Annotated in this window: 13 protein-coding genes and 1 tRNA gene; 8 read left to right on the top strand and 6 right to left on the bottom strand. The window is 37.7% G+C overall.

Annotated elements, in window-relative coordinates:
• Nucleotides 1-301: 301 nt before the first annotated feature.
• Nucleotides 302-1,288 carry a hypothetical protein gene (locus ACXAD1_RS06030; RefSeq protein WP_474909642.1) on the bottom strand — a complete coding sequence of 329 codons (987 nt, stop codon included), beginning with the start codon at nucleotides 1,286-1,288 and terminating at the stop codon, nucleotides 302-304.
• Nucleotides 1,289-1,761: 473 nt separating this feature from the next.
• The gene (locus tag ACXAD1_RS06025) at nucleotides 1,762-2,193 is read right to left on the bottom strand and encodes an HNH endonuclease (RefSeq protein ID WP_474909641.1); all 432 of its coding nucleotides are present in this window, start codon (nucleotides 2,191-2,193) and stop codon (nucleotides 1,762-1,764) included.
• Between the two features lie 311 nt (nucleotides 2,194-2,504).
• Here ACXAD1_RS06025 and ACXAD1_RS06020 point away from each other — a divergent pair, with 311 nt between their 5' ends.
• A complete protein-coding gene (locus ACXAD1_RS06020; RefSeq protein ID WP_474909640.1) occupies nucleotides 2,505-3,626 on the top strand; it encodes a tyrosine-type recombinase/integrase in 1,122 nt (373 codons plus the stop codon).
• 111 nt (nucleotides 3,627-3,737) lie between these two features.
• On the opposite strand, the gene ACXAD1_RS06015 is transcribed toward ACXAD1_RS06020, so the two are convergent.
• A tRNA-Val gene (locus tag ACXAD1_RS06015) sits at nucleotides 3,738-3,810 on the bottom strand.
• A 246-nt stretch (nucleotides 3,811-4,056) separates the two neighbouring features.
• Here ACXAD1_RS06015 and ACXAD1_RS06010 point away from each other — a divergent pair.
• The 4 genes from ACXAD1_RS06010 to ACXAD1_RS05995 all read left to right on the top strand — a co-directional run bounded on the left by ACXAD1_RS06010 (nucleotide 4,057) and on the right by ACXAD1_RS05995 (nucleotide 6,702).
• The gene (locus tag ACXAD1_RS06010; RefSeq protein ID WP_206835405.1) at nucleotides 4,057-4,821 is read left to right on the top strand and encodes a SurA N-terminal domain-containing protein; all 765 of its coding nucleotides are present in this window, start codon (nucleotides 4,057-4,059) and stop codon (nucleotides 4,819-4,821) included.
• A gap of 175 nt (nucleotides 4,822-4,996) precedes the next feature.
• Entirely contained in the window at nucleotides 4,997-5,611 is a 615-nt protein-coding gene (locus tag ACXAD1_RS06005; protein ID WP_206835403.1) for a YczE/YyaS/YitT family protein, read from the top strand.
• A gap of 110 nt (nucleotides 5,612-5,721) precedes the next feature.
• On the top strand, nucleotides 5,722-5,940 hold the full coding sequence (locus ACXAD1_RS06000; RefSeq protein ID WP_474909639.1) for a hypothetical protein: 219 nt from the start codon (nucleotides 5,722-5,724) through the stop codon (nucleotides 5,938-5,940).
• Between the two features lie 177 nt (nucleotides 5,941-6,117).
• On the top strand, nucleotides 6,118-6,702 hold the full coding sequence (locus ACXAD1_RS05995) for a hypothetical protein (protein ID WP_206835401.1): 585 nt from the start codon (nucleotides 6,118-6,120) through the stop codon (nucleotides 6,700-6,702).
• 69 nt (nucleotides 6,703-6,771) lie between these two features.
• On the opposite strand, the gene ACXAD1_RS05990 is transcribed toward ACXAD1_RS05995, so the two are convergent.
• From ACXAD1_RS05990 to ACXAD1_RS05980, 3 genes are all read right to left on the bottom strand, one after another.
• Complete coding sequence (locus ACXAD1_RS05990) at nucleotides 6,772-8,730, bottom strand: TRAP transporter permease (protein ID WP_474909638.1); 1,959 nt, start codon at nucleotides 8,728-8,730, stop codon at nucleotides 6,772-6,774.
• Complete coding sequence (locus tag ACXAD1_RS05985) at nucleotides 8,720-9,250, bottom strand: DUF1850 domain-containing protein (RefSeq protein ID WP_206835397.1); 531 nt, start codon at nucleotides 9,248-9,250, stop codon at nucleotides 8,720-8,722. The genes ACXAD1_RS05990 and ACXAD1_RS05985 overlap by 11 nt, the downstream gene beginning before the upstream one ends.
• A gap of 125 nt (nucleotides 9,251-9,375) precedes the next feature.
• Nucleotides 9,376-10,368, bottom strand: a complete 993-nt coding sequence (locus ACXAD1_RS05980; protein ID WP_206835394.1) for a TAXI family TRAP transporter solute-binding subunit — start codon at nucleotides 10,366-10,368, stop codon at nucleotides 9,376-9,378.
• A gap of 264 nt (nucleotides 10,369-10,632) precedes the next feature.
• Here ACXAD1_RS05980 and ACXAD1_RS05975 point away from each other — a divergent pair, with 264 nt between their 5' ends.
• From ACXAD1_RS05975 to ACXAD1_RS05965, 3 genes are all read left to right on the top strand, one after another.
• Nucleotides 10,633-11,358, top strand: coding sequence for an alpha/beta hydrolase (locus ACXAD1_RS05975; RefSeq protein WP_206835391.1), 726 nt, complete (start codon nucleotides 10,633-10,635; stop codon nucleotides 11,356-11,358).
• A gap of 190 nt (nucleotides 11,359-11,548) precedes the next feature.
• Complete coding sequence (locus tag ACXAD1_RS05970; RefSeq protein ID WP_206835390.1) at nucleotides 11,549-12,067, top strand: YjcG family protein; 519 nt, start codon at nucleotides 11,549-11,551, stop codon at nucleotides 12,065-12,067.
• An 8-nt stretch (nucleotides 12,068-12,075) separates the two neighbouring features.
• Nucleotides 12,076-12,498, top strand: a complete 423-nt coding sequence (locus ACXAD1_RS05965; protein ID WP_206837613.1) for a GNAT family N-acetyltransferase — start codon at nucleotides 12,076-12,078, stop codon at nucleotides 12,496-12,498.
• The last annotated feature ends 9 nt before the right edge of the window (nucleotides 12,499-12,507 follow it).

Raw genomic sequence — 12,507 nt, 5'->3', positions numbered from 1 at the left:
TGTATTCTGTTAGTGCTGCAAGGTAATTTCTCATCCCTCTTAAACTGCCAAAACTTATGGTAAGACTTCTCATGAAGTCCACAACTAATGTATTTAATTCCTTTGCTGTTCCTAAGGAAATTGGATAAGTTTGTAGAATAGCAATAATAAAATTCTTGTTCCTTATCTCTTTTCATTAAAATCCTCCTAAAAATAAAAGACACCCAATATAATAATTGGATGTTTTTGTAATATATTTTGGTTTTCGTAAGTCATTAAATATAGCTTTGTAAATCCCCCACACTAGTTAATAAAATATATCCTAAAGTGTGACGTTTTTAATTTCTGCGAGTTTCTCATATACAACTGTGTCGTAGTTTTCACTGATTTTACGACAAATTCTGCTAAGTTTGTGTTTAAAATTACTTTCTTCTAAGCCTAATCTTCCAGCTAAATATCTCTTTTTCAATATAGGCTTACCTTTTTCATCAAAATAATAGTACATATGATTATTATTCTTTAGGTCAATTGTTATCAAAGTATATAGGTCTTCAACAAGAATGATTTGATTTTTGTTAAGAAACCTTTTGAAGGATTCAATTCCTCCGATATGCTTTATATTTTTTCCAAACAATAACTCTCCTAAATCAACTTCATCTGGATTAAAAATTGGATGTACATATTTGGATAATCCCTTTCTCTGTACCCTTTTTAATCCATTTTGTTCTACCTGTATTTTAATGAACTGAGTTAACCAAGCTTTGTTGATATACTTAACTATTTCTTTGTCGGACTTCCTTTCATCAACAAAAGTGAGAGCATGCTCCAAGGCTTCAATAATGATTGGTTGCAGTTTATCTCTTATTTCTTGTTTTCCACCTTCAACAATTACCTTTAGCCCATCAAAATTATCAAGTAGTTTTCTTAAATCCGCTGCTACCTCAGAACCCAGGTATTCTGCAATCTCTTTCCAATTTTCTCTTATTGATTTGTAATTTCCAACATACACTTCATCATATTTAACACCTAACCAAGCTGAATCTTCACTTAATGTTTGTGCAAAATCTAAAAGGTCACGTCTATTCCCCAAATTACCTGATTGCAAAGAACGTGCTATCTTTGTTATCATTTCCCTCATTGCTTTAATTCTATAGGCTACATATTGTAATGGTTCATCCAGTTCAGCATAAACTTTACCTTTTTCATCCACTGTACGATTAGGTAACATATCTTGTTCAACAAGGTTTAATATATGATTAATAATTTCTCTATCGCCATGTACTCGAAAGTTTTTAATGAGTTCTCTCAAAGAAATCATCCCCATCAAAGAATTATACTTTACTATTATATCAGTTTTTTATAATACAAGTGAGAATGGTTCTTATGAGATAACTAAGAATAGAACGTAGTTCATAATTAAGGTTAGAGTGTGCAAGCACACCAGAGGGCGAAGCCCGATTGGGGAGAGCGAAAGCGATAAGACAAGGACCGATTGCATTTCTCTGTTTAGTTTGTTTCTCTTTCTAGTTTCTTTCCTGTCTTTACTAGGTCGATTTTGAATATAAAACAACAAAAATGTCTACTTAAGTCTTCTGCTTTTGTATAAATCAATACAAATATGTCCTTAAATAAAACAATATTTGTATAGAATTATACAAATATGTCATTGGAAGGTGAATAATAATTGAGTAACTGCAGTTCAAGGGGGATAATTTAGTTTTTCACGAGGAGTTGGTTAATAATACATTAGATTTTTCAAGTTGTAATTGAAATTCTTTAATTCTAGCAATTGATTTTTTTAATACTCATAGCTGCTTTTCTATAATGAGCTATATTCATCTTAGGAGTGACCCATTCTAAATTGGTAAAATGGTTATTTTTCTTATTTAAATCTTTATGGTTTACTTGAGTATTTTCGGATGGGTTTGGATTTTCGACAAAATAAAACGCAACGAGTCTATGCATATAAAGTACCTTATTTCCAATACTCACTTGAGTATAACCTTTGGTGTGGTCAATGTAATTCCTCTTTCTAAATAAGAGCCAATCGTTAAAGAGTATCCTGCCAAAATCACTAACGTGGTAGGTCCAATTTAATTCCAACCCTTCCCAATCACAGTCACTTATAAAAGCCCACCTTTCTCCTTCTATAAACTTTCCCTTCGTACGTGTACGTTGATTGAATTCTGCTTCAGTAAACGTGATATAGTCCATTTTATTACCTCATCTAATTAACCTCTCTATTGTGAAGAATTCTATGATTATTATAAATTACTCTGAATATAAAACAAAGCTCAAATCCAGAAGCAGGTTAGTAAAATTTAATAGGATTCGAGCTGCATATATTGCAGAGTTGGAGAAAAGAAGTGCTGCAGCATTTATTTACCTCATACCTTTCATGTTTGGTGTTAATCACCCCCCCTCCCCATTGATTCCATTTTCATTTCAAAACAACCCTTATATGATAAAATATAATTAGGAAACCTTTTACAGTCTTAAGAGCTATCCAAGGAGGCTCTTGAAGAATGAAAGGAAGTATAAAAAAGAATAATCAAACGGGCAAATGGGATTTTGTAGTTGACGTAGGAAAGGACAAAATAACAGGAAAACGAAAGCAAAAAAAGAAGCGTGGCTTCAAAACTAAGAAAGATGCAGAGAAAGCACTAACAGCTCTTTTAAATGAATTGAATGAGGGAACTTATGTTGACCCCTCCAAGCAATCATATGGAGATTACCTAAATGCATGGCTAAAGGGAAAGAAATATGATTTTAGCAATCAAACAATAAAGGCATATAAATCATATATGAAGATACACATTCTTCCTCAACTTGGACATTTACCACTCACTGGATTAACCCCTATGCACATCCAAAGCTTCATTGGTGAGTTAAGAAAAAAAGGACTTTCTGATTCAACTACGAAGCGTATATTTAGTGTCGTAAATGCTACTCTAAATAGTGCTGTAAAAATGGAGTTAATCAAAAAAAACCCTGCTGCAGTTACGGAAAAACCCAAATTGATTGCTAAGGAAAATGTTATTTGGAGTTTTCAAGAAGTTTCTTTGTTCCTTAAAAACTCAAAATCCAGCCATTACCACATCGCTTTTCTACTAGCAATAACAACAGGTATGCGTCAAGGTGAAATTTTAGGTTTACGTTGGAGAGATGTAGACTTTGAAAATGAATGTCTCTATATTAGGCAAACTCTCATGCACGATGGCAAAGGGTTCAAGGAAGGAGCTAAGAGTAGGGCTAGTAACCGTTCAATCGGTTTAGATTTTAATACACTCTCCTCTCTTAAGCAGCAACGAAAAATAGTCATAGCTAACAAACTTAAATACGGAGTTGCTTACAATGATTATGACCTTGTCAACTGCACTACTCAAGGTAAACCAATCAATCCCAGAAACCTACTTAGAACATTTTATAATCTGACTGTTAAAGTAAATCTCCCGAAAATCAGATTCCATGACCTAAGACACACCCATGCAAGTCTCATGTTACAGCAAGGAGAAAATTTTAAGTTAATATCAGAACGCCTGGGGCATAGCAGCGTAAGGATTACTTTAGATACCTATTCCCATATCCTACCCAATACCCAGCAAGAGGCATCAAATCGGCTCGCTCAAAATCTATTTAATAACTAAGTTATTGTGTTCGTGACCAAATTTGTGACCAATAATGGATGTTAAAAAATCTCTATAAATACAAAAAAGCCTGAAACCCTTTAGTATCAAGGATTTCAGACACTTTAAGTATGATTCCGACTGGGTTCGAACCAGCGACCTCTACCCTGTCAAGGTAGCGCTCTCCCAGCTGAGCTACGGAATCGTTATAACATTCCCCTGTATTGGGGACAATATAAAATATACTTCTTTTTCTCATAAAAGTCAATACCTATATTTCATCCATAAACTATAAAGTTAGCAGCTGGGAAACTAGATTACATTCCCATTACAAATTCTGCATTTATGCCTTAAAGGTATCTTTTTAAGAATTTTTGCTTTATAATGCCCTCTATATGATTCTTTTGTTAGCTGAATCAAACCATACAGGGTTACGGAAGGAGAAATTTTAATGAAAAAACTAATGTACCCCTTTTTACTAGTATTAATATCTGCCGTTTTAGCTGCCTGTGGAGCTGATGATGAAAGCAAGAGTGCAGATAAAAAAGAGGAAGCGAAAACAGCTGAAACCGAACAGCAGGACCAGCAGAAGCAAATGGAAGAAATGCAAAAGAAAATGGACAAACAAAAGCTTGAAGAAGAAAAGACTGTTGCCATTGTTAATAACCAGGAAATTCTTGGCCGTGAGTATAACAGCGTTCTTACTTCATCACAAATGATGTATCAGCAAATGGGACAAGACCCTACTACTAAAGATGCTGCAGAGAAAATCAAAGAGCAGACACTCGACAGTCTAGTCGGCCAGACACTTCTTCTCCAGGAAGCAGACAAAAAAGGCTACAAAGCTTCTGATGAAGAAGTCAAAAAGCAGCTGGAAGAAACAAAAGGACAATTCAAGGACGACAAGGAATTCGAAACAGCAATGAAACAGGCTGGTCTTAACCCCGACTCATTAGAGAAGGAAATTGCCAACAATATTAAATATACGAAATATATTAACGGCGAGATAAAACCAGAGAAAGTCACAGATGCTGAAATTCAGAAATTCTATGATGAATATGCCAGCCAGGGTGGTGCTGAAGGACAGGAGCCGCCAAAATTGGAGGAAGTAAAACCTCAGATTAAACAGCAGCTCGAACAGCAAAAACAGCAGGAAATGCTGGTTAAGCATGTAGAAGAATTGAAGAAAAGTGCAAAAATTGATATAAAGGTATAAGAATCTTTAAAACAGTTCCTGTTTATGGGAGCTGTTTTTATTTGTTTGAGATTTCATTAAGCTGATAAGTGCTATTTCCTATAGTGCCCTGTTATGAATACTGTTTTATTTTCTTCCTTTTCTTTCCCTTGAGAATTTATTTATATACGGTAATATGTATTGGGGAGGATACAACATGATTAAACACACAGCATTCATTCAAATAATTGCAGGTTATTTAATTCTCACTCTCGGTGTCTCATTAATTATATTATCCAATCTTGGTGCAGGTGCCTGGGACACTGTTTATGTTGGCCTTTTTAATAAGTTCGGTCTGACTATTGGAACATGGTCATTTCTGGTAACAGCATCCCTTATTTTTTTCAATGCTCTGCTGATTTGGGAAAAACCGCAGTTTAAATCATTTATTGGAACCATTTTAGCGAGTGTGGGCATCGATTTTTGGATGGAGCTTGTTTTCAGCGGCATCACAGTGACAAACTTTCCCGTTCAGATTATTGCCTTCATCATTGGTGTCTCTTTCCTTGGCTTTGGGGTATCTATATATATCCGTCCGCAACTATTCAGCGGCCCAATTGATGGATTAATGATCGCAACTGCCAAAAGGCTCAATATCAGCATTAAGACTGCACGTCTCATTAATGAATTTTTAGCTTTGGCCATTGGCCTTATCTTAGGCGGTCCAGTTGGATTGGGCACATTGTTCGTAGCCACCTTTTTAGGCTTTGCCATACAATACGGAACCATCTTGCTAAATCACTTAAAAGATAAGGGATTAAAGATTATTTAAAAGACTTCATTTGTGAAGTCTTTTTTTATACGAACAAATTTTCGCATCCCGCTTGATAAAGAACACGCGTTCGTGTATAATGTAAATAAAAGTAAGGAGGGATTTCTCTAATGAAAGGAATTCTTTATCGAGCTATGGAAGAGAGAAAGCCTGTTGAAATCATTTATCTCTCCAAACGCAATTCATTTACACAAAGAAGAATATTAATCAAAGAACTTCGAGGCAGCACGATTTTAGCCTATTGTTTATATAGAAAACAAATGCGCATCTTCAACTTGAACCATATCATGTCCATTTTGCCCAAAAAGAAAGCTCGCCAGATTAGCTAAAAGGAGCCTTCTTTCAAAATATTTCATTTTATTCATCAAAGCCTGTATTTCACATGGGAAGTACGGCTTTTTATTATGCTCCTTTCTTTCTCCGATTATCTGGTCCTCATTCGGGTATATACTCTCTAATCGGGATTTGGCCCTTAAATAATTTAAGCTAAAGAAAGGAAGGATTTTATGAAATGCTACTCATTGATTGCTGCTTTGTTTTCAGCAATCCTTATACTGGCAGGCTGTAATCAGAATGAAGAGCAAATTGCAGAGGATGAAGACAAGAATAATCCTTCTACGGAAGAACAGCGGGCGGAAACAGAGGAAGCTCCGGAAGATAACAAAAAGATCACTGAAGAAGTTGGTTTAGGAGACACACGGGATCTTTTCACAAAGGCTTATGGGGAAAATAAAAATAATGATGAAATAGCCCGCTTCAATGGAGACAGTATGCTGGTAGAGTTTCAAACTCATCGGGCAGTAACTGTTGAGCTGCAATTTGAAGATATGGAAAAAGATATGAGTAATGAAGAGGTTCTTGCTTTTATCGAAAAACGCATTCCGAAAGATGCTGAAGAGGTGAACAGATTTAAAGATGATAACAATCAGCGTGAAATCATTGAGTATAAAAGCCAACTATTAAAAGAAACCCTCAGTGATGAAGTATATGAAGGAGATAAACCTGGTACATTCACTGTGTTATTAACCAGCAGCGAAAACGATTATGTTAATGCCACCCTTTCAATCGGCCATAGCGATCAAGGAGCCTGACAGGCTAATCTGCAGAAACAAAAAGGAAGGATCTCATCATGTGAGCATCCTTCCTTCTTAATTTATTTATTATGCTGTTTGCGGTTTTGCCTGATCGTCTTTTTTAATGAAAACCTGCAATGCAATCAACAGGACAAAAATTACTAATCCAACAATATCAGTAACCCCTTCAGGGTAGATAAGCAATAGACCCCCTGCAATTCCCAGCAGTCTCTCAAAAATATTCAATTTACGCAGCCAGTAGCCAATTACGCCAGCGCCAATTGCCATCATACCTGCCAAAGCGGTGAATACTACCCAAATTAGGTAATACCAGGTTGTATCAATCATCAATAACTCCGGTGAAAGGACAAACATGTATGGAATTATAAATGCCCCGATCGCAAGCTTGGACGCTGATACTCCCGTCTTTATCGGATCTCCGCCAGATACACCAGCCGCCGCAAATGCTGCAAGAGCAACTGGCGGTGTGACATCTGCTACAATACCGAAATAGAACACAAATAAGTGAGCAGATAAATCAGGTACCCCAAGTAGGATGATTGCCGGGGCGGCTATTGTTGATGTTATAACATAGTTTGCAGTTGTAGGTGACCCCATTCCAAGGATAATTGCTGCAACCATTGTCAGCATCAAAGTTGGGATCAACAGCCCTCCTGAAAGATCAAGAAGGCCATTCGCCATCTTTAATCCAAGACCTGTTTTGACAACTACTCCAACAATAATACCTGCAGCAGCTGTTGCTGCAGCAACGCCCAAAGCCGTGCGTGCACCATCAACTAATGCATCGATAGCATCTCTGAAACCAATGCGCGTTTCCTTGCTTATCATACTTACTGCAACCGTAATTACAATTGACCAAAGAGCAGCACGTATTACACTCATTCCGCTCATTAGCAGGATGATAACTGCCAAAATTGGCAGCAGCAGATAAATCTTTTTCATTACTTCCTTTCGGTTAGGCATCTCTTCATCTTTCAGCCCTCTAAGTCCTACACGTTTTGCTTCGAAATGAGTCATTATCCAGACACCGGCAAAATAAAGAAGTGCAGGAATTGCTGCTGCCTTTGCAATATCCCAGTAAGTAATGCCGCCTCCAATAAACTCAACCATCAGGAATGCAGCAGCACCCATGATTGGAGGCATTATTTGGCCGCCGGTTGATGCAGTCGCTTCAACTGCGCCAGCGAATTCTTTCTTGTATCCAAGCTTTTTCATCATTGGAATGGTAAAAGAGCCTGAAGTTACTACGTTAGCTACAGAACTTCCACTGATGGTTCCCTGTAGAGCACTTGAGAAAATGGCAACTTTCGCTGGCCCGCCAGTTCTCTTTCCGGCGATGGACACAGCTAAATCATTAAAATACTGCCCTACACCAGTTTTTACAAGAAATGAACCAAATAACAAGAATAGGAAAATAAACGTAGCAGATACGCCTAAGGGGGTACCCAGGATTCCCTCTGTCGTAAAGAACATGGTCTGCACCAATCTTTCTAAATCAAGACCCCGGTGCGCCAAAAATGCCGGCATATATGGCCCGAACATAGCATAGGCGAGAAAAATGACAGCAATAATGGTTATTGGAAGTCCTACCGCTCGCCTTGTCGCTTCCAGAACCAGAAGCACTGCAATTAGTCCTACATAAAAATCTATCTCGGTCAAACGGCCGGCCCTCATGACAATTTCATCAATAAAAAGCGGCCAATAAGCACCTACAGCAATACCCAGTATGGCTAAAATGATATCGTACCAGGCAACTTTATTCTTTCTTCCTCTGTCTTTCTTCCTTGCAGGGAATAATAGAAATATTAGGGCTAATGCAAAGCCTAAATGAATCGAACGCTGCAGCTGGGCTGTAAGCATCCCAAAAACCCCTGTATATAAATGGAACAATGAAAATGCTAATAGCCCCAAAAAGACAATCCAGCCTAATACGCCTCCTAATTTCCTTGTACCAGCCTCTGGATCGTATTTTTCCAGCAATTTCTGCTGTTCCTCAAGAGATAACGTTTCCCCTTTATTTTCCAAGGATATTCACTCCTTTCAACACCTCGAATAAGTTTATTTTTTTCGCCTTTATCCGTACCCATGTGCCAGGTTCGATATAATCTGAAAGGACATATTCTTCGCCTTTCAAAATCAATCTGTGATTTGCTCTCACCTTACCCAGCCTTAAGTCAAATGAAGGAAAAACCCTTTTCATATTCTTAATATAATATTTGCCGTCCTTTTGTTCAAATGTTTCTCCATCTGAGGCATTATCAGGCATGCCGATGGCAAAATCCTCATACATGAGTTCGAACAATTTAATACTTCCATCCCCGGTTATACTATAGCTTTCTACAACATCTGTAAGATGGATGGAGTGTGTATACTTTATTTTAAAGGTTCTGTCCTCTTTAATCGGGAAATAAGCAATCACTTTTCCTTTGTTTTGATACTCAAAAACAACTGCCTGCTTAATGGGTATGAAGAACATGATTGCGATGGTTATGATAACGAGGAGTGCCAGGACCGCTTTTTTATTCCCTGGCTTATAAAAATTCATGGAACCTCCACCTAAAAAATTGTCAGCTTATACAATAATTTTTTTAAAATTAATTGACCGGCGCAATAACCTTATCAGGTTTTACAGCCGGCCAAATTTCATCATTGGATTATGTTATTGAAAGATTATTCAGCTTTAAAGCCTTTTTCGTCAAAGTACTTTTTAGCACCAGGGTGCAGTTCAATGCCAGTACCTTTGACAGCATTTTCTGCCTTAATCATTTTCCCTTTGGCATGTGTAACTTTGTCAAGGTTCTCAAAGATTGCTTTCGTAACATCATAAACTACATCCTCTGAAAGGTCATTTGAAACAACAAGCATTGCCTGTACTGCTACTGTTGGCACAGCTTCTGCAAGCTTATATGTTCCTGATGGCACTTCATCCTGTACATAGTAAGGATATTTTTCGATTAATGCATCGATTTTGTCCTGTTCAATCGGAATGATCACAACATCTTCAGTTGCAGAAAGTCCTTCAACAGCACCTGTAGGAGTTCCTGCTGTAACGAATGCTGCATCAATATTGCCATCCTGAATTCCGGCAGTTGACTCATCAAAGGAAAGATCCTGCTTTTGAATGTCATCCAATTTGATTCCGTGCACTTCAAGAATCTGTTCTGCATTTGCAGCAGTTCCTGAACCAGGAGCTCCGATTGAAACTTTTTTGCCTTTTAAGTCTTCAACAGATTTAATGCCAGATTTTGCAGTAGTAACGATCTGGATTGTTTCCGGATAAAGCGTTCCAATCGCACTCACATTATCAACTGCTGCACCTTCAAACATTAATTTTCCTTCTTGTGCATATGAAGCAATATCAGTTTGAGAGAAAGCAATTTCAGCATTGCCGTCTTTCAGTGTGTTCATGTTCTCTGCAGATGCACCTGAAACTTCAGCATTTGTATCAATGCCTGTAGCATCAGAAATAATCTCAGCGAATGATCCGCCCAGCGGATAGTATGTACCGCCTGTTCCACCAGTTACAATGCTCATGAATTTAGGCTTGTCTGCGCCGCCTTCTCCATCGCCGCCGCCTTCATCTTTTCCGCCGCCGCAGGCTGCAAGAACCATAGAAAGCGCTAACAGCAAAGCTGTGGCTAGGAATATACTTCTCTTTTTCATCCTATTTCCCCCTTATAAAGATTAGATTTTATCAATTATATACTAACATAAACCTTATCTGAATTGTCAAATGATCCCTCCTTGCTTTTTATATTTGCTGTTAATTGTTCTTATAGCATGCTGATTCCCCTCCTCTGTAAATTTTACCTATAATAAAGCACCATGGCCCATGAATGAGAATGCATGTAAAAAGCAATTCCTATATATATATGATAAAATCTCTATGTAAACTCTTACATAACAGAACTAAACGGAGGAACAGAAATGATGGATTACCCTAGAGGATCAATACAAGATACTGTAATCGAAAGCAAGGAACTTGGCGAAGAGGTTGAGCTGCTCATTTATTTGCCCGCTTCCTTTTCACCTTTATATAAATACACTGTTGTTATTGCCCAGGATGGCAAGGATTACTTCCAGCTGGGAAGAGTCGGGCGCATCGCAGATGAATTATTAAACGAAAAAGAAATCGAAAATATCATCATTGTTGGAGTCCCTTATAAAAACGTCAAAGACAGATGGAAGAAATATCATCCGGACGGTGAACAGCATAATGCTTATATCCGTTTTCTTGCACATGAGCTTGTTCCATATCTTGACCGTGAATTCCCTACTTATCAAATGGGAATGGGACGTGCCCTTATGGGAGACTCCCTTGCGGCAACTGTTTCATTAATGGCGGCCCTGCAATACCCTAATACTTTTGGGAGATTAATTCTTCAATCACCTTATGTTGATACCTCCGTTACAGAGGCAGTGCATGAATTTACGCAGACCCACCTTCTTAATATTTATCACGTTATCGGGAAAGGCGAGACATCTGTAAAAACCACAGGAGGTGCAGAGAAAGATTTTCTTACTCCAAATCGGGATCTATCCAGTTTGTTTAAGCAAAAACAATTTCCTTACTTCTATGATGAATTCGATGGGGATCATACATGGACATACTGGCAGCCAGATTTAAAAAGAGCGCTAAAGACAATGTTTTAAATTTGAAATTGTGTGAAAAGCACTATTCTTTCGCGATAAAAAGATTACCTCGACACACTGTTTTTTATTATGAAAAAAGGTATAATTATATAATGAATTTAGAAAATTTGCTATAATAGTCCAACCAAGTGTTTTTCATTTCGTTTAGCCTGCCAGTTAAAAAAATATTAATAAACATGGAGGTTGTTGTATGAACACTAATTACGGCATAGTTATTTTCCCGTCAAAAAAATTGCAGGATTTGGCCAATTCTTTTAGAAAGCGGTATGATCCGCATTATGCTTTAATTCCTCCTCATGTAACTTTAAGATCGCGCTTTGAAGCATCTGAAGAAGAAATAAAACAGCTGACGGAAACACTTCATGGAATAGCTGAGAAACACGAGCCATTTCAAATAAACGCTACAAAAATAAGCTCTTTCCAGCCTGTCAACAATGTCATTTATTTCAAAATTGAACCTTCAGTCCAGCTCGAAGAGTTACATATTGAACTGAATGATCACATTACTGGCGAAACACCTGAATATAATTTTGTCCCCCATATTACCATCGGACAAAAACTCTCCAATGATGAACATTCAGATGTATATGGGAGCTTAAGAATGCAGCCTGTGAATCATGAAGAGGTTGTGGATCGTTTTCATCTTTTATATCAGCTGGAAAATGGCTCATGGACCGTCTATGAAACATTCAGGCTAGGAAAGGAATAGTGAAAAAAGTGGAAGTTAAAGTTGTCTCATCTGAACAAGAATTGGACGATGCCTTCTCCGTCCGCAAACAAGTTTTTATCAACGAGCAAAATGTTCCTGAAGAAGAGGAAATTGATCAGTTCGAAGACGAAGCAGTCCATTTTGTATTATATAATAATGGCATTCCCGCAGGTGCCGGAAGATTCCGCACAGTTGACGGCAATGGCAAAGTGGAAAGAATATGCGTTCTGAAGGAGAACCGCCAGAGCGGATCAGGAAAAGCAATAATGGATAAAATTGAAGAGCATGCTAAGAAACAAGGCTTGCCTGCCTTAAAATTAAATGCCCAGACGCAGGCTATCCCTTTTTATGAAAAGCTGGGCTATCAGGTAATCTCCGAAGAATTCATGGATGCTGGGATTCCCCACCGTACAATGAAAAAAACGATATAACCGACAAGC

The sequence above is a fragment of the Cytobacillus sp. ABV4_503 genome (genome assembly GCF_056158445.1).
This window is presented reverse-complemented; position numbering and strand designations above follow the sequence as displayed.

Coding starts and splice junctions, on each gene's coding strand:
- ACXAD1_RS05995 (WP_206835401.1), top strand. CDS start 6,118: ATGAAATGCTACTCATTGATTGCTGCTTTGTTTTCAGCAATCCTTATA.
- ACXAD1_RS05985 (WP_206835397.1), bottom strand. CDS start 9,250: ATGAATTTTTATAAGCCAGGGAATAAAAAAGCGGTCCTGGCACTCCTC.
- ACXAD1_RS05975 (WP_206835391.1), top strand. CDS start 10,633: ATGATGGATTACCCTAGAGGATCAATACAAGATACTGTAATCGAAAGC.
- ACXAD1_RS06020 (WP_474909640.1), top strand. CDS start 2,505: ATGAAAGGAAGTATAAAAAAGAATAATCAAACGGGCAAATGGGATTTT.
- ACXAD1_RS06005 (WP_206835403.1), top strand. CDS start 4,997: ATGATTAAACACACAGCATTCATTCAAATAATTGCAGGTTATTTAATT.
- ACXAD1_RS05970 (WP_206835390.1), top strand. CDS start 11,549: ATGAACACTAATTACGGCATAGTTATTTTCCCGTCAAAAAAATTGCAG.
- ACXAD1_RS05980 (WP_206835394.1), bottom strand. CDS start 10,368: ATGAAAAAGAGAAGTATATTCCTAGCCACAGCTTTGCTGTTAGCGCTT.
- ACXAD1_RS06025 (WP_474909641.1), bottom strand. CDS start 2,193: ATGGACTATATCACGTTTACTGAAGCAGAATTCAATCAACGTACACGT.
- ACXAD1_RS06000 (WP_474909639.1), top strand. CDS start 5,722: ATGAAAGGAATTCTTTATCGAGCTATGGAAGAGAGAAAGCCTGTTGAA.
- ACXAD1_RS06010 (WP_206835405.1), top strand. CDS start 4,057: ATGAAAAAACTAATGTACCCCTTTTTACTAGTATTAATATCTGCCGTT.